The 25,758-nt window shown below is 69.2% G+C and carries 32 protein-coding genes and 1 tRNA gene; 14 read left to right on the top strand and 19 right to left on the bottom strand.

Annotation, left to right across the window (positions count from 1 at the left end):
* Positions 1 to 15: 15 nt before the first annotated feature.
* Positions 16 to 846 carry a DUF427 domain-containing protein gene (locus BWI15_RS16675; RefSeq protein ID WP_077015321.1) on the top strand — a complete coding sequence of 277 codons (831 nt, stop codon included), beginning with the start codon at positions 16 to 18 and terminating at the stop codon, positions 844 to 846.
* A 12-nt stretch (positions 847 to 858) separates the two neighbouring features.
* Here BWI15_RS16675 and BWI15_RS16670 read toward each other — a convergent pair whose 3' ends face one another.
* Positions 859 to 1,389, bottom strand: coding sequence for a DinB family protein (locus BWI15_RS16670; protein WP_077015320.1), 531 nt, complete (start codon positions 1,387 to 1,389; stop codon positions 859 to 861).
* Positions 1,390 to 1,462: 73 nt separating this feature from the next.
* Between BWI15_RS16670 and BWI15_RS16665 the strand changes: the two genes are divergently transcribed.
* Both BWI15_RS16665 and BWI15_RS16660 read left to right on the top strand, forming a co-directional pair.
* Positions 1,463 to 2,257, top strand: coding sequence for a hypothetical protein (locus tag BWI15_RS16665; RefSeq protein ID WP_077015319.1), 795 nt, complete (start codon positions 1,463 to 1,465; stop codon positions 2,255 to 2,257).
* A gap of 5 nt (positions 2,258 to 2,262) precedes the next feature.
* Complete coding sequence (locus BWI15_RS16660) at positions 2,263 to 2,568, top strand: nucleoside triphosphate pyrophosphohydrolase (RefSeq protein WP_077015318.1); 306 nt, start codon at positions 2,263 to 2,265, stop codon at positions 2,566 to 2,568.
* A gap of 3 nt (positions 2,569 to 2,571) precedes the next feature.
* On the opposite strand, the gene BWI15_RS39430 is transcribed toward BWI15_RS16660, so the two are convergent.
* Both BWI15_RS39430 and BWI15_RS39425 read right to left on the bottom strand, forming a co-directional pair.
* Entirely contained in the window at positions 2,572 to 2,733 is a 162-nt protein-coding gene (locus BWI15_RS39430) for a hypothetical protein (protein WP_168197328.1), read from the bottom strand.
* 100 nt (positions 2,734 to 2,833) lie between these two features.
* Positions 2,834 to 3,295 (bottom strand): hypothetical protein, encoded by a 462-nt coding sequence (locus BWI15_RS39425; RefSeq protein ID WP_077015317.1) that lies wholly within the window; start codon positions 3,293 to 3,295, stop codon positions 2,834 to 2,836.
* Positions 3,296 to 3,364: 69 nt separating this feature from the next.
* Between BWI15_RS39425 and BWI15_RS39420 the strand changes: the two genes are divergently transcribed.
* Together BWI15_RS39420 and BWI15_RS16640 are read left to right on the top strand one after the other, a co-directional pair.
* Entirely contained in the window at positions 3,365 to 4,168 is an 804-nt protein-coding gene (locus BWI15_RS39420) for a mycothiol transferase (protein ID WP_168197327.1), read from the top strand.
* A gap of 36 nt (positions 4,169 to 4,204) precedes the next feature.
* Positions 4,205 to 4,606 carry a VOC family protein gene (locus BWI15_RS16640; protein WP_077015316.1) on the top strand — a complete coding sequence of 134 codons (402 nt, stop codon included), beginning with the start codon at positions 4,205 to 4,207 and terminating at the stop codon, positions 4,604 to 4,606.
* 31 nt (positions 4,607 to 4,637) lie between these two features.
* Here BWI15_RS16640 and BWI15_RS16635 read toward each other — a convergent pair whose 3' ends face one another.
* Positions 4,638 to 5,660 carry a GNAT family N-acetyltransferase gene (locus BWI15_RS16635; RefSeq protein WP_077015315.1) on the bottom strand — a complete coding sequence of 341 codons (1,023 nt, stop codon included), beginning with the start codon at positions 5,658 to 5,660 and terminating at the stop codon, positions 4,638 to 4,640.
* A 52-nt stretch (positions 5,661 to 5,712) separates the two neighbouring features.
* Between BWI15_RS16635 and BWI15_RS16630 the strand changes: the two genes are divergently transcribed.
* Positions 5,713 to 6,171 (top strand): HIT family protein, encoded by a 459-nt coding sequence (locus BWI15_RS16630; protein WP_077015314.1) that lies wholly within the window; start codon positions 5,713 to 5,715, stop codon positions 6,169 to 6,171.
* Positions 6,172 to 6,188: 17 nt separating this feature from the next.
* On the opposite strand, the gene BWI15_RS16625 is transcribed toward BWI15_RS16630, so the two are convergent.
* Positions 6,189 to 6,563 (bottom strand): PH domain-containing protein, encoded by a 375-nt coding sequence (locus BWI15_RS16625; RefSeq protein WP_077015313.1) that lies wholly within the window; start codon positions 6,561 to 6,563, stop codon positions 6,189 to 6,191.
* Between the two features lie 149 nt (positions 6,564 to 6,712).
* On the bottom strand, positions 6,713 to 8,224 hold the full coding sequence (locus BWI15_RS16620; protein ID WP_077015312.1) for a phospholipase D-like domain-containing protein: 1,512 nt from the start codon (positions 8,222 to 8,224) through the stop codon (positions 6,713 to 6,715).
* Between the two features lie 47 nt (positions 8,225 to 8,271).
* Between BWI15_RS16620 and BWI15_RS38850 the strand changes: the two genes are divergently transcribed.
* A complete protein-coding gene (locus BWI15_RS38850; RefSeq protein ID WP_143465644.1) occupies positions 8,272 to 9,042 on the top strand; it encodes a hypothetical protein in 771 nt (256 codons plus the stop codon).
* Here the strand turns inward: BWI15_RS38850 and BWI15_RS16610 are convergent.
* Together BWI15_RS16610 and BWI15_RS16605 are read right to left on the bottom strand one after the other, a co-directional pair.
* Positions 8,945 to 9,979, bottom strand: a complete 1,035-nt coding sequence (locus BWI15_RS16610) for a LacI family DNA-binding transcriptional regulator (RefSeq protein ID WP_077015310.1) — start codon at positions 9,977 to 9,979, stop codon at positions 8,945 to 8,947. The two genes, BWI15_RS38850 and BWI15_RS16610, sit on opposite strands and share 98 nt — an antisense overlap.
* A 66-nt stretch (positions 9,980 to 10,045) precedes the next feature.
* On the bottom strand, positions 10,046 to 11,413 hold the full coding sequence (locus BWI15_RS16605; RefSeq protein ID WP_077015309.1) for an FAD-binding oxidoreductase: 1,368 nt from the start codon (positions 11,411 to 11,413) through the stop codon (positions 10,046 to 10,048).
* A gap of 274 nt (positions 11,414 to 11,687) precedes the next feature.
* Between BWI15_RS16605 and BWI15_RS16600 the strand changes: the two genes are divergently transcribed.
* Positions 11,688 to 12,920 (top strand): lactate racemase domain-containing protein, encoded by a 1,233-nt coding sequence (locus BWI15_RS16600; protein WP_077015308.1) that lies wholly within the window; start codon positions 11,688 to 11,690, stop codon positions 12,918 to 12,920.
* 56 nt (positions 12,921 to 12,976) lie between these two features.
* Here BWI15_RS16600 and BWI15_RS16595 read toward each other — a convergent pair whose 3' ends face one another.
* The gene (locus BWI15_RS16595; protein ID WP_237771310.1) at positions 12,977 to 13,924 is read right to left on the bottom strand and encodes a GTP-binding protein LepA; all 948 of its coding nucleotides are present in this window, start codon (positions 13,922 to 13,924) and stop codon (positions 12,977 to 12,979) included.
* Between the two features lie 233 nt (positions 13,925 to 14,157).
* Between BWI15_RS16595 and BWI15_RS16590 the strand changes: the two genes are divergently transcribed.
* Both BWI15_RS16590 and BWI15_RS40460 read left to right on the top strand, forming a co-directional pair.
* Entirely contained in the window at positions 14,158 to 15,609 is a 1,452-nt protein-coding gene (locus tag BWI15_RS16590; protein WP_077015307.1) for a flavin-containing monooxygenase, read from the top strand.
* Positions 15,610 to 15,680: 71 nt separating this feature from the next.
* Positions 15,681 to 15,812 (top strand): hypothetical protein, encoded by a 132-nt coding sequence (locus BWI15_RS40460; protein WP_269087178.1) that lies wholly within the window; start codon positions 15,681 to 15,683, stop codon positions 15,810 to 15,812.
* 304 nt (positions 15,813 to 16,116) lie between these two features.
* On the opposite strand, the gene BWI15_RS16585 is transcribed toward BWI15_RS40460, so the two are convergent.
* On the bottom strand, positions 16,117 to 17,487 hold the full coding sequence (locus BWI15_RS16585) for a cystathionine beta-synthase (protein ID WP_077015306.1): 1,371 nt from the start codon (positions 17,485 to 17,487) through the stop codon (positions 16,117 to 16,119).
* A gap of 78 nt (positions 17,488 to 17,565) precedes the next feature.
* Between BWI15_RS16585 and BWI15_RS16580 the strand changes: the two genes are divergently transcribed.
* Complete coding sequence (locus BWI15_RS16580; RefSeq protein WP_077015305.1) at positions 17,566 to 18,636, top strand: SGNH/GDSL hydrolase family protein; 1,071 nt, start codon at positions 17,566 to 17,568, stop codon at positions 18,634 to 18,636.
* A gap of 164 nt (positions 18,637 to 18,800) precedes the next feature.
* Entirely contained in the window at positions 18,801 to 19,031 is a 231-nt protein-coding gene (locus tag BWI15_RS16575) for a DUF4287 domain-containing protein (protein ID WP_077015304.1), read from the top strand.
* 80 nt (positions 19,032 to 19,111) lie between these two features.
* Here the strand turns inward: BWI15_RS16575 and BWI15_RS16570 are convergent, their stop codons facing one another.
* From BWI15_RS16570 to BWI15_RS16540, 8 genes are all read right to left on the bottom strand, one after another.
* Positions 19,112 to 19,495: an ester cyclase gene (locus BWI15_RS16570; protein ID WP_077015303.1), complete on the bottom strand. Its 384-nt coding sequence runs from the start codon at positions 19,493 to 19,495 to the stop codon at positions 19,112 to 19,114.
* Between the two features lie 146 nt (positions 19,496 to 19,641).
* Entirely contained in the window at positions 19,642 to 20,481 is an 840-nt protein-coding gene (locus BWI15_RS16565; RefSeq protein ID WP_077015302.1) for a Bax inhibitor-1/YccA family protein, read from the bottom strand.
* Between the two features lie 190 nt (positions 20,482 to 20,671).
* On the bottom strand, positions 20,672 to 21,028 hold the full coding sequence (locus BWI15_RS16560) for a cupin domain-containing protein (protein ID WP_083750812.1): 357 nt from the start codon (positions 21,026 to 21,028) through the stop codon (positions 20,672 to 20,674).
* 43 nt (positions 21,029 to 21,071) lie between these two features.
* Positions 21,072 to 21,236, bottom strand: a complete 165-nt coding sequence (locus BWI15_RS40110; RefSeq protein ID WP_237771309.1) for a hypothetical protein — start codon at positions 21,234 to 21,236, stop codon at positions 21,072 to 21,074.
* A complete protein-coding gene (locus BWI15_RS16555; protein ID WP_237771308.1) occupies positions 21,233 to 21,856 on the bottom strand; it encodes an SDR family oxidoreductase in 624 nt (207 codons plus the stop codon). The genes BWI15_RS40110 and BWI15_RS16555 overlap by 4 nt, the downstream gene beginning before the upstream one ends.
* Before the next feature lie 75 nt (positions 21,857 to 21,931).
* A complete protein-coding gene (locus BWI15_RS16550; protein WP_077015301.1) occupies positions 21,932 to 22,504 on the bottom strand; it encodes a dienelactone hydrolase family protein in 573 nt (190 codons plus the stop codon).
* 56 nt (positions 22,505 to 22,560) lie between these two features.
* A complete protein-coding gene (locus BWI15_RS16545; protein ID WP_077016024.1) occupies positions 22,561 to 23,031 on the bottom strand; it encodes an AAA family ATPase in 471 nt (156 codons plus the stop codon).
* Positions 23,032 to 23,125: 94 nt separating this feature from the next.
* A complete protein-coding gene (locus BWI15_RS16540; protein WP_077015300.1) occupies positions 23,126 to 23,398 on the bottom strand; it encodes a hypothetical protein in 273 nt (90 codons plus the stop codon).
* An 85-nt stretch (positions 23,399 to 23,483) separates the two neighbouring features.
* Here BWI15_RS16540 and BWI15_RS16535 point away from each other — a divergent pair.
* Positions 23,484 to 23,564 (top strand) — tRNA-Leu (locus BWI15_RS16535).
* Positions 23,565 to 24,028: 464 nt separating this feature from the next.
* On the opposite strand, the gene BWI15_RS16530 is transcribed toward BWI15_RS16535, so the two are convergent.
* Complete coding sequence (locus BWI15_RS16530; protein ID WP_077015299.1) at positions 24,029 to 24,331, bottom strand: hypothetical protein; 303 nt, start codon at positions 24,329 to 24,331, stop codon at positions 24,029 to 24,031.
* Between the two features lie 904 nt (positions 24,332 to 25,235).
* On the opposite strand from BWI15_RS16530, the gene BWI15_RS16525 reads away from it, so the two are divergent.
* Complete coding sequence (locus tag BWI15_RS16525; RefSeq protein ID WP_077015298.1) at positions 25,236 to 25,709, top strand: hypothetical protein; 474 nt, start codon at positions 25,236 to 25,238, stop codon at positions 25,707 to 25,709.
* Positions 25,710 to 25,758 lie beyond the last annotated feature (49 nt).

Genomic DNA, 25,758 nt, shown 5'->3' with positions numbered 1-25,758 from the left:
ACCTACGCTGCAAAGATGAGCACGAAGCTGCAGGACCTGTTCTTCGGGAGTATGCCGTTGCTGCGGCACGAGCCGACCGAGATGCGGATCAGGGTCACCGACGGGGACGTGGAGATCGCGGACACGACTCGGGCGATGCTGGTGTGGGAGCCGCGGCGGATCGTGCCTTCGTACGCCGTACCGGTGGGCGACCTGCGCGGAGAGCTGGCGCCGTCGACGGTGGAGTCGGTGCCGGCGCCGGAGCGGATTCTTGATCCTGGGACGCCGTTCGCGGCGCACTCGTGTGCGGGTGAGGCCGTCGATCTGGTTGTCGACGGCAAGCGGTTTGCCGGGGTCGGGTTCCGGCCGCAGGACGAGGAGCTCGGCGAGTACGTCGTGCTCGACTTCTGGGCGTTCGACGGGTGGTTCGGGGAGGACGAGCGGCTGGTGGCGCATCCGCGCGATCCCTATCACCGGGTCGACGCGCGGCCGAGTTCGCGGACGGTTCGGCTCGAGGCGGACGGGGTGGTGATTGCCGAGAGCAAGCATCCGGTGCTGGTGTTCGAGACGCATCTGCCGATGCGCTACTACCTGCCGCCGCAGGACGTGCTCGTCGAGCTGACGCCGAGCGAGCGCACGACCGAATGCGCCTACAAGGGCCGGGCCTCGTACTTCTCCGCGGCCGGCTACACCGATCTGGCCTGGAGCTACCCCGAACCCCTCGACGGCGCCACGCAGCTCGCCGGGCTGATCGCGTTTCTCGACGACAAGCTGGACGTGTTCGTCGACGGGCAGCGCCGGGAGCAGGCGGCCTCGCCGGCCGCCGCCCTGTTCCGCGACCGGTTCGGTCTGAAGGACGACGGCTGACGAGGCCGGTGTTCAGCCCATCGTCTTCTGGCCGTCGATCGACTCGCGGATGATGTCGGCGTGGCCGGCGTGCTGGGCGGTTTCGGCGACGATGTGCAGAAAGACCCGGCGCACGGTCCAGAAGACACCCGGCGGCTGCCAGGGAGCGCTCGGGAGCTCGTAGCTTGCGTTGAGGTCGAGGGTCCGGACCAGCTCGTCGGTCTCCGCGGCGACCTTCTCGTACTCCGCCAGTACGCCGGCCAGCGTCTCGGTCTCGGTGAGGCGGAACTGGTTCTCCCAGGAGGCGATCACCTCGGGGGTGAACTCGACCGCCTCGGGCACTCCCTCGGCGCCGCCGTCGCGGGCGAAGTCCGCCCAGTGCTTCTCGATCGCGGCGACGTGCTTGACCAGCCCGCCGATCGTCAGCGCGCTGACCGTGCTCCGCGTGTTCGCCTGCTCGTCGGTGAGGCCCTCGGCGGTGTGCCGCAGGAAGTAGCGGTGCTTCGCGAGGAAGTCGAGGATGTCGGCCCGCTCACCGGTCAGGGTCTGCTCGTTCGTCGTCATACGACCAGCGTAGAGACGATAGCGGTCAGATTCTGACCTCTTCTCGGACCCCTGCGGCTGAGACCATGCGGGCATGTCGGACGTGGCCACGAGTTTCCGCCGGGACTGGAATCGTCTGTGGGAGCTCGCCGAGAAGCTCTCGGCGACGCCAGGCAGACCGGAGATGTTCGCCGACTGTGACGCCGCCACGATCTTCGGCTTCGCCGGCCTGTTCCTGGAGCCGCCGAGCAACCCCGGCGACTGGTACGAGTACGTCAACAGCCCGCGCAACGCGATCACGTTCGCGTCGACCGGGGGCGACGGCACGCACTTCTGCGCCCTCTTCGGCCCCGCCGATGCCGCGACGACGCCGGTGATCCTCAGCGTCCCGCTCGCCGACGAGCCGAACCGCGTCGTCGGCGCGAGCCTGCCGGAGTTCCTCGCGCTCGGTTGCGTGACCGGCTACCACCTCGACGACCTCGCGTACGACACCCGCGACCGGATGCTGCACGAACTGCAGACATGCGAACGCCCGACGACCCGGACCGCGCTTACCTCCTCGCTGCCTTGGTCGAGGAGTTCGACCTGGCTCCGTGGCCCGATGTCGCGGCGCGTCTCGACGAACTGGCCGACCAGTACGCCGGGGACATCGTCTGGAACCCGTATCCGGGCTGATCACCTTTGGCCAGACGGCGTTGCACTTCGCGGCCGGACGTCCACCACTGACCAAGGCCGCCGAACAGGCCCCGCGGAGGCGGGATCAAGCGTGGGATGGGTCCGGTGCGGGCGGTTGGTGGGTGGTGGACGTCCGCCGGGACGCTGTTCGTGGCCTGACCCACCGGACCTGCCGGCGGCGAGCGGCCGTCGAGGTGGCGACCTGGTGGAATAGGCGCCATGCGGAAACTGGTGCGCGACCGGATGGCGGAGATCATCCGCGCGAACGGCGACGAGGCGGTCGTCTACCGCGCCGACCCGGACGAGTACCGGCAGCGGTTGCGGGACAAGCTGACCGAGGAGGTCGACGAGTTCCTGAACGCGCCTGACGACGCCGACGCCCTCGAGGAGTTGGCCGACGTGGTGGAGGTCGTGCACGCGCTGGCCAGGGATCTCGGGTACGCCGTGGAGGACCTGGAACGGGTCCGCTCGGCGAAGGCCGAGGCCCGCGGCGCGTTCGCGGAACGCGTCGTCTGGACCGGTTGAGCGTCAGCCGTCGGACTGCGACAGCAGGTCGATCCGGCGCTGAGTACGCCGCGGCGCGATCCAGGCGCCGTAGATCATGAACACGGGCGCCGGGACGAGGATCAGGTTCCACGGTGACGCGGTGATCGCGCCGTAGACGGCCGAAGCCGCGATCACCGGCGCCATCACCAGCAGGAAGACCCGCGAACGCCCGCGAGGCTCCAGCGCCTGCTGAGCAATCGCGATGTCGAGTGCGCCCGATCGGATCCGCGGGTCGTCGGAACGTTCACGAAGGCTGTACGGCGAAAGCGTCCGTGGCCGGGTCGTAGGCCAGAAGGTGCCGCGACGGGAGGCTCTCCGGCGTGAGGACGATCGGCTTGTCCACCGCTCGCGCGACCACTCGGAGGAACCTGCACACGGCGTCGAGTTCCACCTGACCCCGCACTTCCGCCGGCGACAGGTCGAACACGATCTCGTTCTCGGCGAGGAAGTGCGTGTTGATCAACGGCCCCGCGACCGGCTCGATCGACAGGGAGACGGAAAGCTCGTCGGCCGAGGCGAAGATCTCGCGGACGTCCCGCGGAAACGGTCGGCCGACCGAGCTGAAGCCGATCGGCCAGCCCTGCGTTCTGACTGCTGCGACCGCTTGGTCCCAGTCCTGCCAGGTCGTGCCGAAGACGTGGACGTCCAGCAGCTCGCCGTCGCCCTCGAAGATGTCGGCGACATCCGACCACCTCAGGATCTGCACGAGTCGATCACCGGTGCCCAGCGGGTCCGGCTACGAATTTTGTCGGTGCCGGGTGGAACAGTTGACGGCATGGATGCGGTGGATGGCCTGTTGGTCGAGTCCCTGGATGCCCAGCGGAAGCGGGTGTTCGAGGTCCTCGCAGGGCTCGACGACGGGCAACTGCTGAAGGCGGTGCTGCCATCGGCCTGGGCACCGTTGGGGATGGTCGAGCACCTCGACCTCGCAGACGCCGGACGCGGTGTTCGCCTTCTACCGCGACCAGATCGCGCGGGCGAACGCCGTACTGGCCTCGACTTCGTCCAAGGCACCGACCGGCCGGCACGGGACCGGACGACCTGTGAGCCAGTCACGGCCCGGCGAGACGATCGAGCGGCGCCGGGCTGGCATTCTCTGCGGATGGTGATCGAGCGGGACAGCCCGTGGTGGAAGGGATCGTCGGCCAACGATCTCGAGGAGTATCTGGCAGCGGCGACGCAAGGGCAGGTCGGCGTGGTCGTCCAGCCGTTGTGCGCGCAGTGTGGTTCGGCGGTCTTCGCCATCGCAGTGGGCGACAGGTCGGTTGAGCGACGCTGTGCCGGATGCGGGCGCCGGCACGTGATGCTCGACAGCGGCGGGTACGACGCGGTGGTGTCGGGAGCGACGGCTTCGACATCGGCCAGCGCGGCTTCCGCCCAGTCCGCGGACGCCGGCGAGGCGGTCTGCCCGTGTGGTGGCGAGGAGTTCGAACTCGCCGTCGGGTTCACCGAGCGGGTCGACGGGGAGCTCGGGTGGGTCTACGTCGCCTTGCGCTGTACGGCGGACGGCGTCCTCGGCCTGTACGCCGACTGGAGGATCAGCTCGGCGCCGACCCGGAAGCTGCTCGACCTGGTCTGAGACCGCTGGCATGATCGCAGAAACCGAGGAGGACGTATGGCATTGCGGTGGTACTCCGTGGTCGTCGATTGCGCCGACGTGAAGGCCCAGGCCAGGTGGTGGGCGACGGCGCTGGACTGGCGACTGATCCACGAGACCGACGACGAGTGCATCATCATCCCGTCGTGGGTGGACGAAACGGTGATGCGCGAGACGCCGTGGGAGCGGATCGGCCCGGGCATGGTGTTCGTCCCGGTCCCTGAGGGCAAGACGGTGAAGAACCGCCTGCACCTCGACTTGGCACCACACACCAGCCAGGACCGCGACGCCGAGATCAACAGGTTGCTCGACCTCGGCGCACACCGCGTCGATGTCGGCCAGCCCGAAGGCCCCGGCTGGACCGTCCTGGCCGACCCTGAGGGCAACGAGTTCTGCGTGCTCAGCTCCCGGGACACGTGAGCCCGGCCGATCCGCACCCGGGCAACGACCGTCAGGCGCTGGTGATCTCGATCGGGACCACCGACCCGAAGCCCGCGCACGCCTCGCGGAGAGCTTCGACCGTGAGCTCTCCGCCGACCAGATCACGATCAGGCCGGAAGTGAATCGTCGTACCAGTGGACGATGCCGCCGGAAGCGACACCAGCGGCCCGCGCGGTACGCCGTACTCGTAGCGCCGCGTCCAGCTGCCTTCGGTGCGGTGATTGGTGTGGATCGCCCACTCGCTCAGCGCGACGACCACCGACATCCCGTGCCGCCGACGCCCGTCGGGCAGGATCGGCGCGGACGGATTGCCGAAGAAGCGCAGGTCGCGGGTCGCCATGATCGGCTTCACCATCGGTTCGCCGTGCTCGTCGAAACGCGTCGCGGTCCCGCGCCCGTCGTCCGACACCTCGATCGACCCGTCCGCGTGCAGCACCACCCGCGCCCGCGTCGTCGTACCGCCGACGCCCTCGTCGACTGCGTAGGCGATCACCTCGAGCGCCTGGTGCAGCACGTCGCCGTACGCCGAAGCGTTCGCGCGGACGTCCTCGACGTGCTGCAGGTCGGCGACCGACAGCCAGCTGTGTGAGGTGAGCCGCAGCGTGACGAACGCGATCGTGTCCCCCGGCAGCACGTACCGCTCGAACTCGACGAACCCGCGCCGCTGCGCGAACTCCAGCCCCTCGCCGTTGCTGGCGAGCACGATCGTCTCGACCTGCTCCGCGCCGAGCTCCTCGGCCTTGGCCAGCCCGCGCCGGTACAGCCGCTCGCCGTACCCCCGCCGCCGGTACGCCGGAAGCACGCGCGCGATCACCGTGACGGCAGTCGTCTCCTCGTTCGGCGGTCGCACGGTCGAGCAGCCGGCCGCGACGTCGCCGGCGTACAGGACCTCGAGGTGGTTGCGCCCGGCCCGTTCCCGCACGTCGTCGCCGGACAGCGGCGCGGTCGGGATGATCGTGTTGTGCACCTCCCGCCAGTCCTCGACCAGCCGGTCGTCCCCGGCGTCCACCACAACCGTCCGCAGCTCGTCCACCCGACCACCCAACCCGACCCGACCACCCGAAGCAACCCAGTTCTGGAGCCCGATGTTCAACCACGAACCACCCGGCTACCGCTGTCCGTTCTGCACCCTCGTCGCCGGCGGCGAGAACGATTTCAACCACCAGCAAGACGTCGTACGCCGTACCGACGGCGCCCTGGCCTTCGTCGCCTCCCGCTGGTGGCCGAACAACCAGGGCCACGTCCTGGTCGTCCCGACCGAGCACCACGAGAACCTCTACGACCTCCCGTCACCCGCCGGGCACGCCGTCCAGGACCTGGTCCGGGAGGTCGCGATCGCCATCCGCAGCACCTACGGCTGCGAAGGAGTCTCCACCCGCCAGCACAATGAACCCGCCGGCTACCAGGACGCCTGGCACTACCACGTGCACGTCTTCCCGAGATACCCCGACGACAATCTCTACGCCAGCCGACCGCTCCCCACTCCCCCAACCGCCGAGCAGCGCGCGCCGTACGCGGAGAAGCTGAAAACCTTCTTCGAGTGATGTCGCCAAGCGGAGGATCAGAGCACGTAGGTGGCGATCAACTGGCCGAGCTGCCGGATGTCGGAGCCGCCCTTGAACTCCAGGCGGACCTTGCCCAGTCCGCTGAACCACAGGTCGAGTTCGGCGTCGAGATCGAACGTGCCGGCGGTCTCGACCGAGAACGCCTGGATCTTGCTGTACGGCAATGACGTGAAGTCCCGCTTCTTGCCGGTCATGCCCTGGACGTTCACCGCGATCAGCCGCTTGTCGGTGAACACCACGAAGTCCCGAACGGCTTTGAAGCAGGAGACGAGTTGTTCGCCGGGGATGAGCAGGGGTGCGACCAGTGGGCCGAGGTCCGGGAGAGCGGCGGGGTTGAGCTTGAACACCGAGCCGTTCGAGAAGTCGATCATCCCCCATGGGACCACAGATCTCGGGCCGCGAAGTCGGTGAGGACCTCGTCGATCACGTGCTGGGCGTTGGCCGCGAGGGTCGGACTGGTGTGGCGGTGGTACGGAAGCAGCGGCGCCAACGTCGGCAGCACCCGCACCGGAACGCGGAATCAGTACCGCCCCCGCCGCCGCATCGCGCGCGGCCGACCGTCCGGGTCGTAGACGAGATCGAAGACCGGCCGGGCCCAGAGCCGTTGCCACCGGCTCACGGATTCGGGCCGATGGCAACGAATCTGCCCCGGAGGCCGCTCCCCCACCTGCCCGGCCGCATGCCACGCGTCCAGCGCGGCCGCCGTACGACGCCACTGCTCGAAGCCCTCGACGGGATCCAGGGAAGGCGACCCGCCCAGATGCTCCGTCCACAACTCCGCCCGCATCGATCGGGCGACCTCCGGGTCGACCACCGCACAGGTCAGCTCGCTGTCGTTCGTCCACGACCGCCGGTTGAAGTTGTCCGAGCCACACGTGAACCACTCGTCGTCGATGATGCACACCTTCGCGTGCACGTAGATCGGCACCCCGGCCGTGTTCTCCAGGTCGTAGACGGCAACCCGGTCCGACCGCAGCAACGCCAGCGCGCGCTGCTGACCGTCCAGCGCCGGCGGCCCGCTGAACCGCCCGTCCGCGTCGGGAAAGCGCGGCACCACCACGATCACCCGCAACGACGGCGACCGGTCGAGCGCCTCCTGCAACGCCCGGGCCACGTCGCGCGACCAGAAGTACTGGTCCTCGATGTAGATCAGCGACCGCGCTCGGGTGAACGCCTTGAGATACCCGCGCGCGACGCTGTACTCCCCCTTCGGCGCGAAGGGAAAGCCCGGGTGCTTGTGCGCGTAGGTCCGCAACACCTGCACGGTGGCCTGCCCGGCCGGCGGCGGATCGGGAAACGACTCCGGCAACTGCGAGGGGTGCCGAGGCATCCGCGCCATCCGCTGCACCATCAACCGGTACGGCGTACGCCGGTCGAGCGGGTGCGGATCATCCCAGCGTTCGATGAAGCACCGCAGCAGGTCCCCGACGACCGGCCCGCGGATCTCGACCGCGACGTCGTGCCACGGCGTCCGCGGCCCGTATCGAGGGTCCATCGGCGCCTGCTGCGGATCGCCGTGGTGCTCGGCGTCGTCGCGCCGCTGGTGCGACAGGTCGATCCCGCCGACGAACGCCACGTCGGCCGCCGGGTCTTCGCGGTGCCGGATCACAAAAAGCTTCTGGTGGTGCGACGCGAGCCGCCGGACCCGCTGGTCCAGCAGCACCTCGGCGCCGGCCTCGTTGAGTTCGGTGCCGAGCCGCTGGTTCTCCTGCGCGTTGAAGCTGACATGGTCCGAGTGCGAGCGCCAGAGCAGTCCGCGCACCTCCACACCGCTGCGGGCGAGGTCGCACAGCACCTCGACGACCGACGTCCCGTCCTCGATCAGTGCCTCGTCGGGATCGCCCCGCCAGTCGGTGAAGTAGACCCGATCACCCTTCTTCAGCGCGCACAGCTCCTCGTACAGCCGCTGGAAGTACGTCGCTCCGTGCACCAGCGGCCGGATCAGGTTGCCGTCGGTCCAGGCACCGTCCCGGTCGATCTCCGTGGCCGGATTGCCACGCTCGGTGGTGCTGAGGAACCAGTCGTGCTTCATCTCGCTCCAGTGCCCAGACGGCCCGAGACCATGAGAGGCTGGCCGCGATGCGCACCCGGAACTGGCTGTTGATCCTCGGTCTGCCCGCCTCGATGGCGTGGTCGCTCGTGGTCGCGGATTCACTGCCGCACTGGTTCGACCCGAGCGAGGACTGCGCGGGCACAGCCGGCGACGCGGCCGAAGGCGGCGCGAGAGTGCACACCTCCTGGTTCCCGCCGAGCGCCACCTGCGACTTCGGCGACGGGCGGGTGTACGACTACATGTCGCAGACCCGTACGACGGTCTTCACCGTGATCGGCGTCCTCGTCGCGCTGGTCGTGGCCGCCGGGATGGTCCTCTGGGTGCGAAGCCTGTTCCGGACCGGCGGGGCGATCCGCTCCCCCGAGGCGATCAACCTCCGGCAGCGCAAGTTCGCGCACCTGACCAGTGCCCTCGCCATCGGCGCTCTGGGCAGCGGCGCGCTGACGTTCCTGGTCCTGCTCAGCCTGCTGGTCGGCGGCCCACCCGGCATGATCAGCGCCTCGTTGATCGGCTTCGTCGGTCTCGCCGCGATCGCGTCGGCGGTGGACCGGTCGGTCGGACCGCTGCCGAGCACCGCCGGTCAGCCCGGGCGCCGGGGCGCGTCAGCCGCGCTGCTCGTCGTGCTCAGCGCCGCGATCGCGCCGAAGTTCCCCGAGCCGCAACTGTTGTCCGTCGCCTTCTCCGCGGGCGTCTACGTGCTCACCGTCGTCGTGCAGTGGTCCCTGGCGGGCCGACCGTCGATCCCGGAATCGGACGACACTCCAGCAACTGCTGATCCGACCGCCGAGCGCCGCTGATCTGGTCCACCAGCAGCCGAACCGCCCGCCGTCCCAGCTCCCACCGCGGCACCTCGAACCCGGTCACGTCCGGCCGATCCCGCGGCTGCCCCAGTACGGCGATCGACAGGTCTTCCGGCAGCGAAACCCCGGCCTCCGAGATCGCCGCCAGAGCAGCCGCCGACAGGTCTCCCGTGTCGGTTTCCTCAACCACCACAGCCGTCACGCCGTCGTCCATCCACGACCGGATCAGCGCCGCATCCACCCCCTCAGCCCGTACGACGGCCCGCCGTACGGGCAGTCGGGCCTTGCTCAGCCCGGCGAGCACGCCCTGCTCGCGGTCGGTCGACGACAGCGCGTCCACCGGGGACCGCAGATAGCGGATCTGCCGATGCCCGAGCCCCACCAGTCGCTCGATCACGGCCGCCGAGGCGGCGACGTAGTCAGCGCCGACGTACGGGATCCGGCCGCCGAGCTCGTCGCGGCGTCCGACGTACACGAGCGGGAAGCCGACGCCGAGCAGCCAGTCGATCGGCTCTTCGGGGACGTGCCGGCCGAAGAACAGGCAGCCGTCGGCGATCCGGGTCCGGCGGATCGCGGCCCGGTGGTCGGGCGGCTCGCCGCGTCCGCCGGTGCCGGTGAACAGCACCAGGTCCTGACCGAGCGCGGCCGCCTCGGCCTCGATGCCGGCCAGGATCGGGTAGTAGAACCCGTCGACCGCGGTCGGGAACGCGGAGGCGAAGGTGTAGACGCCGAGCATCCGGTTGCTGGCCGACGCGAGCCGGGTAGCGACCGGATCGGGCACGTAGCCGAGCTGCTCGGCGGCCTCGAGCACGCGCTGCCGGGTCGCCTCGGCCAGCCGCAGACCGTCGGTGTTGCCGGACAGCACGAGCGAGACGGTGGTCTGCGAAACCCCTGCCGCCGCGGCGATGTCCGCCTGCCGTGGCGCTCTGGCCATGTCACCGCCTTCGGGTCGACCTCTGCCGGAGGACGAACCTACCGTCCCAACGGCGCGATCGGCCCCCTAGGCGGGCCGGATGTTCTGGTTCAGGTGGAAGACGTTGTCCGGATCGTACTGCGCCTTCACCTGGGCCAGCCGGCGGTAGTTCTCCGCGCCGTACCCGGCGACCACCCGGTCGTGCCCCTCGTCTCCGATGAAGTTCAGGTACACCGCTCCGGTCGACCACTCCCGGACAGCGGCACAGACGTTCCGGGCCCACGCGATCCCGCGCGCGTCGTCCGCCGGATCGGCCCACACCCCGAACGGATGCACCACCCAGTCCGCCGACCGGTGCGGCAACGGCCATTTGTCCGCGTCGCGCGCCACGGCGCCACCCCAGGGCGCGATCAACTGCTGCGACCCCGACGGATGCACCATGTCCGCCGCCCTGGCGCAGAACGCCGCGATCGCCGCGTCGGGCAGCTCGGTCAGGTGTTCGCCCGACCAGTAGTTGCGGAAACCCGGCGGGTCGTCCATCACCGACTGCAGCGCGGCGTACGGCAGCTCGGCCACCATCACGCCCTCCGGCGCGAGTTCGAACATCGGCCCGAAGACCTCGCGCGTCTCTGCCTCGTCGCCCATGTAGACCGCCACGGTGGCGACCAGCGGCTCGCCCTGCAGGTGCAGCGGCACGAAGTCCTCCGGCGGGCCGGTGAGGAACAGCGCCCCTCCCCCGAGCTCGTCGGGCGCACCACCCTCGTACAGGTTTCGCCATGCCTGGATGACGTCCGGCCCCGCGTCCGCCGGCCACATCAGCATCGCCAGTGTCACGACCGGCAAGACCTGCAACCGGAACGTCAGCGCGGTCGCCGCGCCGAAGTTGCCGCCACCGCCGTGAAGCGCCCAGAACAACTCGGTGTTGCGCGTCTCGTCGGCGATCACCAACTCCCCGTCGGCGGTGACCAGCTCCACCGAGACCAGGTTGTCACAGGCCAGACCCCACTTGCGTTCCAGCCAGCCCGATCCGCCCCCGAGCGTCAGCCCGGCCACGCCGGTGGTCGAGACCCGACCGCCCGTCGTGCCGAGCCAGTACGGCTGGCACATCCGGTCGAAGTCGCCCCAGGTCGCCCCGCCTCCGACGCGCGCGATCCGCGCGTCGGCGTCGACCTGGACCGTGTTCAGCCGGCGCAGGTCGACGACGAGCCCACCGTCGCTGACCCCCGTTCCCGCCACGCCGTGCCCGCCACCACGAACCGCGATCTCCAGCCCCTGCTCGACGCCGTACCGGACCGCCGCCGAGACGTCGGCCGCCGACTCGCACTGGGCGATCAACGCCGGCCGCTTGTCGACCATCGCGTTGAACACCGTGCGCGCCTGCTCGTAGCCCGGATCCGCCGCCCGCAGCAGCCGGCCCCCGAACCCCACCGGACGCGTGATCATCGTGCCGGACATGGGAACTCCCCCCTCGCACCCCGGTCCCCAGCTGACATGGCCGATGCTGCTCCCGTCACCCCCTCCGGTCAACGGCTCGAAACCCTCGGGTACCAAAGGCTTCCGGCCGATCACCCTGGGCGGCCACCGCTGGTCGCCACCAACCTTCGTCCCGAACCGGCTTTGAGCACCCACCAGCCGTCGTCAGGGTGTTCTCGTGGTCGGCCGGTGCTCACAGTCGGCTTCGGATGCGACACCGGAGCAGCGGTAACCGCTTGCCGACTAGAGTGAGGGCATGGTCGCACTCCCAGCCGCCGTGCTCGGCGACGCCACCCGGACGCTCACCGACGACGAGGTCACCACCTTCGTCCAGGACTCGCTCGCCTCGGCCGGGCTGGAGGGTCGCAGCGTCTGCGTGATCGTTCCGGACGCGACCCGCAGCTGTCCCCTTCCGCTGCTGCTGAAGGCCGTTCACCAGGCGCTCGCCGGACGGGTCGGCAAGCTCACCGTGCTCGTTGCCTTGGGCACCCATGCCGCGATGCCGCCGGAGGCGTTGCGCGTCCATCTCGGCGCCGAGTACGACGTACTGAACCACGAGTGGTGGACGCCGGAGACCTTCGTCGACCTCGGCCGGATCAGCGCGGACCGGATCAACGAGATCTCCGCCGGCCGGCTGCACCAGGACGTCGAGGTCAAGCTCAACCGGGCGGTCGTCGAGCACGACGTCGCGCTGGTCGTCGGCCCGGTCTTCCCGCACGAGGTGGTCGGCTTCTCCGGCGGCAACAAGTACTTCTTTCCCGGCGTCGCCGGCCAGGAAGTGATCGACCTGTCGCACTGGCTGGGCGCCCTGATCACCAGCGCGAGCATCATCGGTACGACGGGCACCACGCCGGTGCGCGCGCTGATCGACGAGGCGGCCGCGCTGATCCCGGCCGAGAAGCTCGCTCTGTCACTGGTCGTCGAGTCCGGCACGAACAACCTGCACGCCGTCGCGTTCGGCGACACGGTGTCGTCCTGGCGCGCCGCGGCCGAGATCTCCGCCCAGACCCACGTCCGCTACCTCGACCACCCGGTCCGCCGGATCGTGTCGCTGATGCCCTCGCGCTACCAGGACATCTGGACCGCCGCCAAGGGTTTCTACAAGGTCGAGCCGGTCGTCGCCGACGGCGGCGAGGTGATCCTGTACGCGCCGCACGTCACCGAACTGGCCGCGATGCACCCGGAGATCGAACAGATCGGCTACCACTGCCGCGACTACTTCGTCGGCCAGTGGGAGAAGTTCCGCGACCTGCACTGGGGTGTGCTCGCACACTCGACCCACCTGCGTGGCGCCGGCACCTGGGACCCGACGACCGGCGAGCACCTGCGCGTCGAGGTCACGCTGTGCACCGGCATCCCCGAGGACGTCGTCCGCGGCGCGAACCTGAGCTACCTCGACCCGGCCGCGTTCGACCTGGCCGAGTACGAGAACGACCCGGAGACCCTGGTCATCCCGAACGCCGGCGAGATCCTGCACCGCTTGCGCTGACGCTCGACCAGTAGCGTCCGAAGAACCCGAGGCAATAGCGCACGGTTCTTCGGACGCTAGGCTTCCGGGCTGAGCTGCCGTCCCGGCAGGCCGATCGCGACGATGTCCGCCTCGGCCTTCGCCGCCTCGACCGCCTGCCGCAGCGCGTCCACGACGTACGTCGGCACGCGCAGCCCCTTGCGGCTCGCCCACAACAGCTCGTGCTCGACCCGCGCGATCTGCTGCGCGTGGCGTACGACGTCGGAGTCCTTCGTGGAGATTCCGAGCGCGTCCATCACGCGCCCGAAGTCGGCCCGCTGCCGCTTGTGCTCGACGCCGACCGGCGTGAACGTCAGCCGCCGCAACGTCCGCACCAGCCACTTCTGCCAGCCGCCCAGCTGTCCCCAGAGCCCGCGCGACGACAACTGGTAGAACGCGAAGTGCCCCGGCTCCTGTCGGCGGATCGGCGCGACCACGGTCTCCGCGATGGCCCGTTCGTCCAGCTCGAGCAACCCGTTGTGCAGTTGGCCGTAGGCGATCACCGCGGACCGCTCGGTGGCCATCCCGGTCAGGTAGTAGAGCATCCGGCTGACGTCCTGGACCGGACCGAACCGGCCGAGCGCCCCGAGCAGCCGCAGCCGGATCGACACCGACGTCAGATCGGCCTTCATCGGATCGATGCCGAGCATCGCCTGCAGCCGGTCGAGGATCTCGCCGTGCCGGGTCTCCTGGGGCATCCAGACATCGGCGTAGAAGTGCCGGTCGACCTCGGGCGGGTCCGGCAGCAGGGTGGCCAGCTCCAGCACGTTGCGCTCGACCTCGAGCTCGACCCGGGCCATGTAGCTGAGCACGGGCCCGAACCGGCGCGCGATCAGGCCCGGCCGGTTCATCGAGTAGTCCACGCTGCCGAGATCGATCGGCGGGTGTTCGTCGGCCAGTCGCTCGACGTGCTCGCTCAGCCGGTCGTCCAGCTTGCCGGCCTTGCGCATCGCACCGTCCCGTCGTGGGGTCGTCGCACCGGTCACGTCCGCCTCCTCACGAGACAGTGGGCAGGTCACCAGAATAAAGAACGGTTGTTCTTTATTCTAACGATTTCAGGGGGCACCAGAAGTGAAACCGTTCACACCTACGCATGGAAGCCATACTCCTGGGAACCAGGGGAGATTCGGAGCCGATCAGGCACCGGATGGGGCACATCCCCGAAGACAACCCCGCGCGCCCCTGTCAGCCCACCCAACCCGCCGGTAACCTTCCGCCCATGGAGCAGACCGAGGTGGCGATCATCGGGTCCGGGTTCGCCGGTTTGTGCATGGCGATCAAGCTGCGCGCGGCCGGGATCGAGGACTTCGTCGTACTCGAGCAGGCCGAGCACCTCGGCGGCACCTGGCGGGACAACACCTATCCCGGCTGCGCCTGCGACATCCCGTCGTACCTCTACTCGTTCTCGTTCGAGCAGAACCCGCACTGGCGGCGGATGTTCGCGCCCTGGGACGAGATCCTCGCCTACCTGGAGCACTGCGCGACCAAGTACGGCGTCGCCGACCGGATCCGGTACGGCGCCGAGGTGACCGAGGCCGTCTTCGACGAGGCGAGCGGCCGCTGGGCCGTGACGATCAACGACGGCGAGGCCCTGCAGGCCCGCGTCCTGGTCTCCGGCGTCGGCAACCTGCACCAGCCGAAGATCCCCGACCTGCCCGGCCTCGACAGCTTCGCCGGACCGGCCTTCCACTCGGCCCGCTGGGACCACGGCCAGGACCTGACCGGCCGCCGGGTCGCCGTCGTCGGGACCGGCGCGAGCGCGATCCAGTTCGTGCCCCGGATCGCGGAGCAGGCCGCGCACCTGGACGTCTACCAGCGCACCGCACCCTGGATCACCCCGAAGCCCGACCGGGCGATCGGACCGCGCGAACGAGCCCTGCACGAGCGTTTCCCGGCCGGTCAGCGCGCGATCCGCGACGTCATCTTCTGGGGTCTGGAGGCTCGCGGTCTCGGCTTCGCGGGCAACCCCAAGCTGATGAAAGGCCTGGAACTGCAGGCCCGCCGCCATCTCCGCAAGCAGGTGAAGGACCCGGTCCTGCGCGCCAAGCTGACGCCGGACTACCAGATCGGCTGCAAGCGGATCCTGCTGTCCAACGACTACTACCCGGCGCTCACCCGCGACACCGTCGACCTCGTCACCACACCGATCAGCCGGATCACCCCGGCCGGCGTGGTCACCGCCGACGGCACCGAGCGCCCGGCCGACGTCCTGGTGCTGGGTACCGGCTTCGAGGTCTCCGGCAACCTGACCCGGATGCGGATCCTCGGCCGGGACGGCATCGATCTGGCCGACCACTGGAAGCAGCACGGCATCGGCGCGCATCTCGGGATCACCGTGGCCGGCTACCCGAACCTGTTCCTCCTGGTCGGCCCGAACACCGCCCTCGGCCACAGCTCGATGGTCTTCATGATCGAGGCCCAGGTCCGGTACGTCGTGCAGGCGCTGCGCCTGCTCGGCCGGGCCGCGTCGATCGAGGTCCGCGAGGAGGTCCAGGAGCGGTTCGTCGACGAGATCCAGCAGCAACTGGACGACACGGTCTGGGAGGCGGGCTGCAACAGCTGGTACCTGGACGACCAGGGCCGCAACTCGACGATCTGGCCGGAGTTCACCGTCGGCTACTGGCGCCGGACGCGCCGGCTGGATCCGGCCGACTTCGTGCTGGTCCACTAGAGACCGTTGGTCGTAGCGGTCGAGGGCCGGCGTACGACCAAGGGATGAGCCGAAGACGAGACCTTGGACCGATGTCCGCGGCGCTGTGGCGGAGCACCATGGATGACATGGACCTCTTCCAGATCGTGAGCGCAGTCGTCATCGTCGGCGGTGTCGTGATCACCGCCCTGATCGCCATCGTTCCGTCGGTCGTCGACCGCTGAACCCCGGCCCCACGACGTCCGGAGAGCCTTCGGGGCTCGCCGGGCGTCGTCCTGCGTGTTGCCCCAGGCAACAAAAGGTGTAGCCGCAGGCAACCGGATGCGACCCCGGGAGGACCTCAGGACCACCCCGGAGACCGATGGAAAACGCCGCCGGCGAGCGCACGCTGAAGGTATGGAAATCCTTCAGATCCTCGGTACAGCAGCGATCGTGCTCGGCATCCTGGTCACGGTCCTGATCGCCATCGTTCCCACTGTCGTCGACCGCTAGGACCTTCGAACGGCCCCAGCGGCCGGCGTCCGGCGCTCAGACGGTCAGGTGCGCCAGCAGGTCCTGCCGGGTCAGCACGCCGACCGGCTTGCCGTCGTCCAGCACCATCAGCGCGTCCCGGTCCTCCAGCAGGGCGACCGCCTTCGCGACCTCCTCGCCGGCGCCCAGCGAGGGCAGCGCCGGGTCCATGTGCAGCTCGACGATGTCGGCCAGCCGGGCCTTGCCGGTGTACAGCGCGTCCATCAGCGTCTTGGCCGACACCGACCCGGCCACCTCCGCCGCCATCACCGGCGGCTCGGCCCGGACGACCGGCATCTGCGAGACGCTGTACTCGCGCAGGATCTCGATCGCCTCGGCGATCGTCTCGTGCGGGTGGGTGTGCACCAGCGGCGGCATGCTGCCGTCCTTGCCGGCCAGCACCTCACCGAGCGTGGTGCCCTGCCGGGCGTGCCCGAGGAAGCCGTACTGCGCCAGCCAGTCGTCGTTGAAGACCTTGGTCAGGTAGCCCCGGCCGCCGTCGGGCAGCAGCACGACGATCACCGCGTCGGGGTCGTCGATCTCCTTGGCCAGCCGGATCGCCGCGGCCGCCGCCATCCCGGCCGAGCCGCCGACCAGCATCGCCTCCTCGCGGGCCAACCGCCGCGTCACCGCGAAGGAGTCCGCGTCCGACACCTCGATGATCCGGTCGGCGATCGTCTTGTCGTAGGTCTCGGGCCAGAAGTCCTCACCGACGCCCTCGACCAGGTACGGCCGGCCGGTGCCGCCGGAGTAGACCGAGCCCTCCGGGTCCGCGCCGATGATCTGCACCTTGCCGCCGGAGACCTCCTTGAGGTACTTGCCGGTGCCGCTGATCGTGCCGCCGGTGCCGACGCCCGCGACGAAGTGGGTGATCTTGCCCTCGGTCTGCTCCCAGATCTCCGGGCCGGTCGACTCGTAGTGCGAGATCGGGTTGTTCACGTTGGCGTACTGGTTGGGCTTCCAGGCGCCCTCGATCTCGCGGACCAGCCGGTCGGAGACGTTGTAGTAGGAGTCCGGGTGCTCCGGCGCGACCGCGGTCGGGCAGACGACCACCTCGGCGCCGTACGCCTTGAGCACGTTGCGCTTGTCCTCGCTGACCTTGTCCGGGCAGACGAAAACGCACTTGTAGCCCTTCTGCTGCGCGACCATCGCCAGCCCGACCCCGGTGTTGCCGGAGGTGGGCTCGACGATCGTGCCGCCGGGCTTGAGCTCGCCGGAGGCCTCGGCGGCCTCGACCATCCGGACCGCGATCCGGTCCTTCACCGACCCGCCGGGGTTGAAGTACTCGACCTTGGCGAGCACGAGCGGCTTGGCGCCGTCGGTCGTGTTCGTCAGGCGTACCAGCGGGGTGTTGCCGACCAGGTCCAGGAGTGAGTTCGCGTAGCGCACAGATCTCACTGTATGGGACGCTGCGTGTTTCCCCCTATTTCGCTTGCTTCAACGCTACTGCGTGTGATCCTTGGGGGTATGAGCACAGCCCGGGCCGCGAAGCGGCTGGCCCAGGCCGCAGCCTTCGGTGGCGGGGGACTCGGACTGATCGGAGCGACGCTGTACGGCGTACTGACCGCGGAAGCGCGGTACGCCAAGCGCGTGATCGGACCGATGAAGGCGCACCCGGCCAAGGGCGACGGCCTGTACGGCCGGTATCCAGGACATCCGATCACGCTCGCGATGATCGGCGACTCCAGCGCGGCCGGATACGGGACGGCCTCGCCCGACGAGACCCCCGGCGTTCTGCTGGCCTGCGGTCTCGCCGAGCTGGCCAAGCGCCCGGTCCGGCTCGTCGACGTGTCGAAGGTGGGGGCGAAGTCGACCGATCTCGCGCCGCAGATCGACACCGCGCTGCTGTCCGGCCCGCACGTCGCCGCGATCCTGATCGGCGTCAACGACGTGAAGTCGCAGATGCCGCCGTCGACCTCGGTCCGGCTGCTCGACGCCGCCGTCCGGCGGTTGCGCGCGGCCAACTGCGAGGTGGTCGTCGGCACCTGTCCGGATCTCGGCGTGGTCCGGCCGATCATGCCGCCGCTGCGGCAGGTCGCCCGGTCCTGGAGCCGGCGGCTCGCGGCCGCGCAGACGATCGCCGTGGTCGAGGCCGGCGGGCGGTCGGTTTCGATGGGGTCGCTGCTCAACGAGGCGTTCCGCACCGACCCCCGGATGTTCGGCCCCGACCGCTTCCACCCCTCCGTCACCGGGTACGCCGCGGCCGCCGCCGCGCTGCTCCCGTCGGTGGCCGCCGCGGTGGGTGTCGGCCCGGAGTCGTTCGTGCATCCCGAGCCGTTCCGCGGCGAGGCCGTGCTGCCGATCGCCGAGGCGGCGGTCCAGGCCGTGCGCACCGCCGGTACGGAGGTCGCCGCGGCCGAGGTCGCCGGGCGTGAGCGCGGTCCGCGCGGCCGCTGGGCCCAGCTCCGGCACCGCCGGCGGCACCCCAAGCCCGAGGTCGAGCGCATCGACGAAGCCGTCTCCGCGCAGGCCGGCGCCGACGGCACCGGCGACCGCGGTCCCGACGCCGGCAAGTCGATGGCCGGCAGCCCGTCCTGACCTGGTTCCGTCTCGTGCGCCGGCCCGAATCCCCTGTGGACAAAGGGCTGTCGCACAATCGCGCGTCCGCTGAGCGGCGACTTTCATCAGGTAGCTCTTGCCTGTACGGGTTCGTTGATGCACAGTCGATAACAACCGCACGACCCCGACGACGGGAGGCGACGATGGGCCTGAACCACTCCGAGGAAACCCACAAACGTCTGGTGGAGAAGGTGCCCGAGTGCACCGGACGCGAGATGACCGAGTGGTTCGGCCTGATGAACGACGGACCGTCGTTCTCACGCTTCGACGACAGGGTGCGATGGCTTTCCAGCGAGTACGCCCTCGCTCACGGGCACGCCACAGCCATCGTGCACGAATACGACCTGGTCAAAGCGCAGCGGCGAATGGGCTGACGAGCCGAACAGGAGCCGACTTTTCGCGGTGAGCCTGCCCTTTCAGGTGGAGGGGCGGGCTCGCTGTGTGTTCGGCCCGGTCACTCGCGCAGGCGGGCGTTGTCGGCGGTGCCCTCGACCTCGACGATCAGCCCGTCGACGATGCGGTACATGTCGAACTCGTCGGTCGCGACCGACGACCCGTCCCCGTCCGCGCCGAGGAACTCCCAGTAGCGGGTCCCGGTGTCGTACAGGTGCACGGCCAGCCACTCACCGTCGTACACCGCCCGGCGCAGCTCCCACTGGTAGTCGGGGAAGATCCGCGTCGTCCGCCGCACGTCCTCGACGTACTCGGCGCGGGTCCGTTTCACCCCGTTGACCAGCACCTCGTCGCCGACGAACGAGCCGATGTCGTTCCAGTCCCGGCGATTGCACGCGTCGAGGTAGGCGCGGTATCGGAGCAGGATCTCTTCGCGGCTCGCCATCTCACCATTGTGCGGCCTGCGCCCCGCGAAGGTCGTTGCCTTTCCTCTTCGACCCCGCCTCTGCCCGACAACAAACGGGCCGACCCCCACCTGAGGGTCGGCCCGCGTGTCAGTTGATGCGCGGCCTCACGGCCGGGCTACTGGGGTCAGCTGTCTCCGCGCAGGATCGCGAGGATGCGCAGCAGGTTCCAGTACAGCCAGACCAGCGTGACGGTCAGGCCGAACGCGGCCCGCCAGGCCTCGTTCTGCGGGGCGCCGTGCTTGATGCCCTGCTCGATCATGTCGAAGTCGAGGATCAGGTTGAACACCGCCAGGCCGGCGCCGATCGCGGCGAACAGCAGACCCAGCGGGCCCATGCCGGAGATCCCGGTGCCGATGCCGAACAAGCTCAGCACGAAGTTGATCAGCAGCACGCCCGCGAAGCCCATGGTCGCGACCATGACCATCCGGGTGAAGCGCGCCGTCACCTTGATGTTGAAGTACTTGTACGTCGCCAGGGTCAGACCCGCGGTCACCATCGTGGCCAGCACGGCCTGCACGACGATGGTCGAGTCACCGACCCAGTTGGCGATGAACTTGCTGCCGATCCCGAGGAACACGCCCTCGGCGATGGCGTACGCCATCAGCAGCGCGGGGTTGATCTTGCGCGAGAACGAAAGCACCATCGCCAGCGCGAACCCGACCAGCGCACCGGCCAGGAACGCCGGGGTGACCAGGCTCGTCGGGATCATCCACCACGCGATCGCGGCGGCGGCGACGACCACGGCCAGCGTGACCGTGGTCTTCACGATCACGTCGTCCAGCGTCATCGGCCGGCTGTCGGCACTCTGGTACTGCTGCTGCGGCGGCATACCCGGCCCGCCGTACCCCTGGCCAGGCTGGCCGTAGGGACCCGGCTGACCGTACGGAGCGGCCCCGGGGTAGGCCTGGCCCTGGCCAGGCGCGAACGCACTCGACCGGTTCAGAACCGGGTTACTGCTCTGCATGTCATCCTCCTGATGGGACCCACTGTGGGTCGTACCGAAATAGTACGGTCCCACCCTTAACAACTGCTGAGGAAGAACCTACTGTTCCCCAACCGAAATCGCCGCGTTTCAAACGGTTGCAGAACACAACACATCGGTCACCAATGCATTCCCGGACGCGGCGTTCGCCGGTCGTCGGCAGTCGAGCCGTCTACTCCAGCCACTCGGTCTCGAACGACGAGTTCTCGTGGATGTGCACGGCCTCGTAGCCGCCCGGATTGGTCTTGAACTTGTGCGGGGTGCCGGCCGGGACCACCAGGATCTGCCCGGCCCGGCCGACCACCACCGTGGTGTCGATGGTGAACGTGGCCGACCCGCGCCGGATGACGAACGTCTCGGCGTACGGGTGCTTGTGCAGCCGCGGCCCGACGCCCTCCTTGGTGGTGGACTCGAAGATGAGCGAGATCCCGGCGCCGCCGGGCAGTTCCTCGTAGTTCTCGGCCCAGTCCTCGCCGTCCTCGCGACCGTCCGTCCGGTTCACGACGAGTTCGTTCACTGCTTCGGTCATCCGTCTGCCCCTCCCGATCGGTGGATCGGTCGAGGCTACGTCGTCAGCGGGCCACCTTCGCGGCGACGAAGTCCTCCCAGGTGCGACCGGTCCCGTGCCCCGGCGACAGGTTGGCGCCGGCCCGGTACGCCGCGGCCGCCTTGCCCGGCAGGGGCATCGGCAGCATCAGCCGACGCTTGCCGATCGCCTGTAAATAGACGCTCGTCATCTCCTTGAACGTGTACGTCCGCGGTCCGGCGATGTCCTCGACCTGGCCCTGCGGCGCGCCAGCGCGAGCTCGACCAACCGCTCAGCCACCGCGGCGGCGTCGACCGACTGGATCCGGAACCCGCTCGGCGCGGGCACGACCGGCAGCTTCGCCAGCTGCTCGGCGACGGTGAAGGTCAGCTCGTGGAACTGCGTCGCCCGCAGGTTGGTCCACGGGATGCCCGACCGCTCGATGATCAGCTCGGCGCCGCGCTTGCCGGCGAAGTACCCGAACATCTTCCGGTCGAGCCCGCTGACCACGGGCAGCGTGTTCGCGCCGACAACGGAGATGTTCACGACGTGCCGTACGCCGGCCGGAACCGCCGCCGCGATCAGGTGGCGGGCCTTCTCGTCGTCCCCGGTCGCGGATCCGGCGCAGTGCACCACCGTCTCGACGCCGTGCACGGCCTTGTCGACGCCATCGCCGGTGGCCAAGTCCCCGACGACGACCTCGACACCGTCGTACGGCGCCTGGTCGCTGCGGCTGAGCACTCGCACCTCGCGGCCGGCGTCCAGCAGGCCGCGGACCACCTTCCGTCCGAGCGTTCCCGTTCCACCAGTGACCAGAATCGGCGCAGTCATCTCGGCTCCTCATCGCTTGATCCCCGAGTTGTTCGGGGTCTCGTCAGTGCGACGGATGCCGATCGGCGAATGTGACTAGCGGCCCTCGAGGAACTTCAGGACGCGCTCGATCACGAGCGCGGCTGCCTTGGCGTTGTACGAGGGCAGGGAGCTGTCGGCGAACAGGTGCTGGTCGCCGGCGTACAGGAACAGCTCACCGTCGTCGGCCGCCGCAACGAGCGCCTTCGCGGACTCGATGTCACCTTCGTCGACGAAGAACGGGTCCTTGTCCATCGCGTGGATCTGCACCGGAACGCCGGCCGGCCAGGCGCCGAACTCCTCCGCCGGCAACGCCGAGTCGAGGAACACCGCCGCACGAGCCCCGGGCCGAGTCTGCGCGAGCCGCTGCGCCGGTACGACGCCGAGCGAGAACCCGGCGTACACCAGCTCGGCCGGCAACTCCTCCGCCGCCCGCACGCCGCGCTCGGCGATCTCGCCGAACCCGACCTGCTTCACGTAGGCCATCCCGTCCGGGATCGAGCCGAAGGTGCGTCCCTCGAACAGATCCGGCGTGTGCACCACGTGCCCCGCGGCGCGGAGTTCGTCCGCGAACGCGCGGACGCCGTCCGTCAGCCCGCACGAGTGGTGAAACAGCAACACCTCGGCCATGAGCGTCCCTTCCCGGTCCAATGATCCGCAACCATAGAACGATCCATGGATCTGGATCAATAGCCGTCCGCCAACTTCCGGACCTGCTCGACCACATCCGCCAGCGGACCTGAGGTATCGATCTCCACATCGGCCGACGCCCGCAGCAACGGCTCGACCTCCGCCAGATAGCCGATGATCTCGGCCCGCTCCTCCGCGGACTTGCCGTACGGGTTGTCGGTCCGCGCTTCGATCCGCCCGAGGATCACCTCGACCGGCGCACTCAACAGCACCACCTGGTCGAACCGCGGATAGAACTTGCCCTGATTGCTCTTGCACCCGGCAACAAACACGTCCGGCGCGCTGTCGAGCAACTCGGCCATGGCGTCCTCCCGCCACACCCAGTCCCGGCTGCCGTCCCCCAGCGTCACCCATTCGCTCCACTGGTCGGTATCGGTGTCCACCACCCGACGCCCCTGCTCCCCCAAGGCGCGCAGCACGGTCGACTTCCCGGTTCCCGACATCCCCGTCACCAAGATCCTCGCCACCTTCGCGAGGCTAACCCCCCAAGCCCAGGCGGCGGACGCCCATTTGAAGCCCACGCGGCGGAAGCCCGTTCCAGCCCACCCCGCGCGCGGCCGCCTAGCTCTCCGCCGGCCCCTCCAGCAACTGATCCAGCACGTCACCAGCCTCGGCGTACCCAGCATCCGAAATCCGCTGCAGCTCCAGCAGATCCCCAGCCGCAGCCGCCCGCCGAGTCAGCAACTCCCCCGCCCGCTCGGACCCCTCGTCCAGCAACTCACTCAACTCGCCGACATCTCCCCGCCCGTCCGCCAACTCCGCGAGCCGGTCCAACGCTTTCTCGTTCCCCTCGTCGGCCAACACCCGCAACGTCTCCCGCTCGCTCTCGGTCATGCCGCCGATTGTCCTCTCTCAACGCTCCGGCGACCCCCACAGCGGCGTACCAGCTTGTATCGTCAGTCCCTGCGCGAACACCCCAGCCCGGGTGGCGGAACGGCAGACGCAGCGAGCTTAAACCTCGCGACCGAAAGGTGTACGGGTTCGAATCCCGTCCCGGGCACTCGCCGGCCGACCCACGCGTGCTCCGTGCGCGCTTCCTTCGTCGCTCCGCTCCTCAGCGCGCGCACTACGCCCGCTCCCACCCACCCCCGGCTTGGCGCCGTACCTTCTAGTTGCCGGCTGTCGCCGGCAATCTGCGGGCTGCCGCCCGCGGTTCCGGGCTACCGCCCGGGTGCGCGCTGCCGCGCGATCGACCGCTCCAGCCCCTCAGCGGCTCGAAACTGAACCGAGGGCGGCGCGGGTGGAGCCCGGACCGCTGCACGATTCCTCGCTCGATCCAGCCAACGTCGGGGCGCCGGACCTCACGCCCGGGACTCGGTCCGGCTCCAGCCACGTCGCGACCACATCGACGGCTTCGGCTGCCGGTCACCCCTATCCGCGGCCGTTCTGACCGTAGGCTCCCGTATCGCGGAAGGACTGCCGTCGGAGGCCTTGCGGCCAAGGTTTGCTGCACGGCTGCACCGCTCATCGCACCGGCCGCACCACTGGGTCGAATTCCAACTTCTCGAGGTCGAGGTCCACGACCTGTTCATACAGTTGCTCGGTCACCATGAACAGGGCGACCACAACTCGGCCGTTTGGGGTGTCAAGTGCCACACCCGAGATGGAGTTCGCCCTGTCGTTCTGCAGGGCGCCCACCCGCTCAGCCAGTCGCTGGCCCTCGGCGATACTGAGCACACCTCGTGTGACGCACAGGTTGCCTTCGTAGACCGCCTCGAGTTCCCGCTGCGTGGAATCCACTTCACCGGACACCACCGGAACCACCATGACCGAGACGTTTCCACTCGATCTCGTGACCGGGTAACCGGCACGGATGTCGGCGAATCGCTCCGGTCGCGCTCTGACGTAGCTCGCGAGAGCGTTGCGCGCCCGAACTGTGTTTCCGTCGTCGGCCTTCCATCCGCCTGCGGGGGCGGGGCACGGTACGCCGTCTGGGCTCGGTGTTGCCTGTTTGGGCGCCGCTTGCTCGGTCACATCGATCGATCGGCCATGCCAGGCGCCTCGCAGAGTTGCCCAGCCCGCCCGCGTTCCGTCAACAGTCACTGGGGAGCTGAGCCGGTCAAGGTCGACGCCCGTCAACGTGACCGCGAGCGCCGCTGGGCACGTCGGTGCTGGAGGCTTTACTGGTGAGGGGGTCCGGCGAGGCCGGAGTACCGGTACCTCAGGATCGTCCAGGCTGGCAAAGGGCGGACAGAACACGACTGGGTCGCCAGGCGCGGCGATCACCTGACCTGTCACCTCGACGGCATCGCCATCGCGGACGATCAGATCGCTGACCGGAGACTGCGGAGCCCAACGCTCCCCGATCGGAGGAACGGTTGACCCGTCGCCGCATCCGGAAACGACCGCAGCGATCACAACGCCAACGGCCACGGCAGAAAGCCTCGGTCCACGTCGGTGCATGAGATTCACCCCCATTGTCAGGACGCCGCGCGCCGCTTGGCGTTGCACGCGATGTCGGTATGCCGCCTGACGAGGGAAAGATGCGATTTTCGATGTCGGGTCCAGCAAACTGGCGGTGACGAGATAGGCGATCGGACCCTGGCAACGCCCATAGCATGGAAAGGTCAGATCTGATCGCTATGCGGCCGCTCCGCAGAGCCGCACGCGGTTGCACCCGACATCGCCGGTGCACCGGCGTCCAAGCTGCGCCCCGAGGAGTCGAGGAACGATGGCTGACACCCGATACCTGGTCGCGGCGGCGTCCATCGTGCTTCATCCGCGCCAACTGCTCGCCCCGGAGGAGATCCCGGGGGTCCGTGTTCCTCCTGAGACCGAGTGGCTGGTCAGGGAGATTCATCTGACCAGAGGGATGCCGCTGCCGCCCAACGTGAACCCGGTGGACGTGGCGCAGCTCCTGGAGGCTGGACTTGTGAAGGCGATCCGGCCTGGCAGTGAGCAGAGCCTTGGAGATGCTCTTCTCGCCTGGGCCGACAGGAACGCTCACCTGACCGGCCGGATCAAAGAGCTCGCTCTGGCGGAGTCTGAGGATGCGGATCGGGCCGGCAGCCGTCGGGAAGCAGCTCTCACCGCGGTCATCGAGGCGACGGGTGTGGCCGAGTCCGCTCGCGCCGATGTCGTACGGGCTTACCGACGTCTGCACCTGGAGGTGCCGCCGGGCTTCGAAGTCGGTCCATCCGACTGACGGATCAGATTCGCCCGCGATCGCCTGCTTCGGTGGCCTCTTCGGGCTG

The organism is Kribbella sp. ALI-6-A, from assembly GCF_001984195.1.
GTDB lineage: Bacteria > Actinomycetota > Actinomycetes > Propionibacteriales > Kribbellaceae > Kribbella.
The sequence above is the reverse complement of the archived record's forward strand: the minus strand, read 5'-3'. Positions and strand labels throughout refer to the sequence as shown.

Excerpts from the sequence above, each read along its gene's own strand:
- BWI15_RS16675 (WP_077015321.1), top strand. The coding sequence starts at position 16 with ATGAGCACGAAGCTGCAGGACCTGTTCTTCGGGAGTATGCCGTTGCTG.
- BWI15_RS16670 (WP_077015320.1), bottom strand. The coding sequence starts at position 1,389 with ATGACGACGAACGAGCAGACCCTGACCGGTGAGCGGGCCGACATCCTC.
- BWI15_RS16665 (WP_077015319.1), top strand. The coding sequence starts at position 1,463 with ATGTCGGACGTGGCCACGAGTTTCCGCCGGGACTGGAATCGTCTGTGG.
- BWI15_RS16660 (WP_077015318.1), top strand. The coding sequence starts at position 2,263 with ATGCGGAAACTGGTGCGCGACCGGATGGCGGAGATCATCCGCGCGAAC.
- BWI15_RS39430 (WP_168197328.1), bottom strand. The coding sequence starts at position 2,733 with ATGGCGCCGGTGATCGCGGCTTCGGCCGTCTACGGCGCGATCACCGCG.
- BWI15_RS39420 (WP_168197327.1), top strand. The coding sequence starts at position 3,365 with ATGGATGCGGTGGATGGCCTGTTGGTCGAGTCCCTGGATGCCCAGCGG.
- BWI15_RS16640 (WP_077015316.1), top strand. The coding sequence starts at position 4,205 with ATGGCATTGCGGTGGTACTCCGTGGTCGTCGATTGCGCCGACGTGAAG.
- BWI15_RS16630 (WP_077015314.1), top strand. The coding sequence starts at position 5,713 with ATGTTCAACCACGAACCACCCGGCTACCGCTGTCCGTTCTGCACCCTC.
- BWI15_RS16625 (WP_077015313.1), bottom strand. The coding sequence starts at position 6,563 with ATGATCGACTTCTCGAACGGCTCGGTGTTCAAGCTCAACCCCGCCGCT.
- BWI15_RS16620 (WP_077015312.1), bottom strand. The coding sequence starts at position 8,224 with ATGAAGCACGACTGGTTCCTCAGCACCACCGAGCGTGGCAATCCGGCC.
- BWI15_RS38850 (WP_143465644.1), top strand. The coding sequence starts at position 8,272 with ATGCGCACCCGGAACTGGCTGTTGATCCTCGGTCTGCCCGCCTCGATG.
- BWI15_RS16610 (WP_077015310.1), bottom strand. The coding sequence starts at position 9,979 with ATGGCCAGAGCGCCACGGCAGGCGGACATCGCCGCGGCGGCAGGGGTT.
- BWI15_RS16605 (WP_077015309.1), bottom strand. The coding sequence starts at position 11,413 with ATGTCCGGCACGATGATCACGCGTCCGGTGGGGTTCGGGGGCCGGCTG.
- BWI15_RS16600 (WP_077015308.1), top strand. The coding sequence starts at position 11,688 with ATGGTCGCACTCCCAGCCGCCGTGCTCGGCGACGCCACCCGGACGCTC.
- BWI15_RS16590 (WP_077015307.1), top strand. The coding sequence starts at position 14,158 with ATGGAGCAGACCGAGGTGGCGATCATCGGGTCCGGGTTCGCCGGTTTG.
- BWI15_RS40460 (WP_269087178.1), top strand. The coding sequence starts at position 15,681 with ATGTCCGCGGCGCTGTGGCGGAGCACCATGGATGACATGGACCTCTTC.
- BWI15_RS16580 (WP_077015305.1), top strand. The coding sequence starts at position 17,566 with ATGAGCACAGCCCGGGCCGCGAAGCGGCTGGCCCAGGCCGCAGCCTTC.
- BWI15_RS16575 (WP_077015304.1), top strand. The coding sequence starts at position 18,801 with ATGGGCCTGAACCACTCCGAGGAAACCCACAAACGTCTGGTGGAGAAG.
- BWI15_RS16570 (WP_077015303.1), bottom strand. The coding sequence starts at position 19,495 with ATGGCGAGCCGCGAAGAGATCCTGCTCCGATACCGCGCCTACCTCGAC.
- BWI15_RS16565 (WP_077015302.1), bottom strand. The coding sequence starts at position 20,481 with ATGCAGAGCAGTAACCCGGTTCTGAACCGGTCGAGTGCGTTCGCGCCT.
- BWI15_RS16560 (WP_083750812.1), bottom strand. The coding sequence starts at position 21,028 with ATGACCGAAGCAGTGAACGAACTCGTCGTGAACCGGACGGACGGTCGC.
- BWI15_RS40110 (WP_237771309.1), bottom strand. The coding sequence starts at position 21,236 with ATGACGAGCGTCTATTTACAGGCGATCGGCAAGCGTCGGCTGATGCTG.
- BWI15_RS16555 (WP_237771308.1), bottom strand. The coding sequence starts at position 21,856 with ATGACTGCGCCGATTCTGGTCACTGGTGGAACGGGAACGCTCGGACGG.
- BWI15_RS16550 (WP_077015301.1), bottom strand. The coding sequence starts at position 22,504 with ATGGCCGAGGTGTTGCTGTTTCACCACTCGTGCGGGCTGACGGACGGC.
- BWI15_RS16540 (WP_077015300.1), bottom strand. The coding sequence starts at position 23,398 with ATGACCGAGAGCGAGCGGGAGACGTTGCGGGTGTTGGCCGACGAGGGG.
- BWI15_RS16530 (WP_077015299.1), bottom strand. The coding sequence starts at position 24,331 with ATGGTGGTTCCGGTGGTGTCCGGTGAAGTGGATTCCACGCAGCGGGAA.
- BWI15_RS16525 (WP_077015298.1), top strand. The coding sequence starts at position 25,236 with ATGGCTGACACCCGATACCTGGTCGCGGCGGCGTCCATCGTGCTTCAT.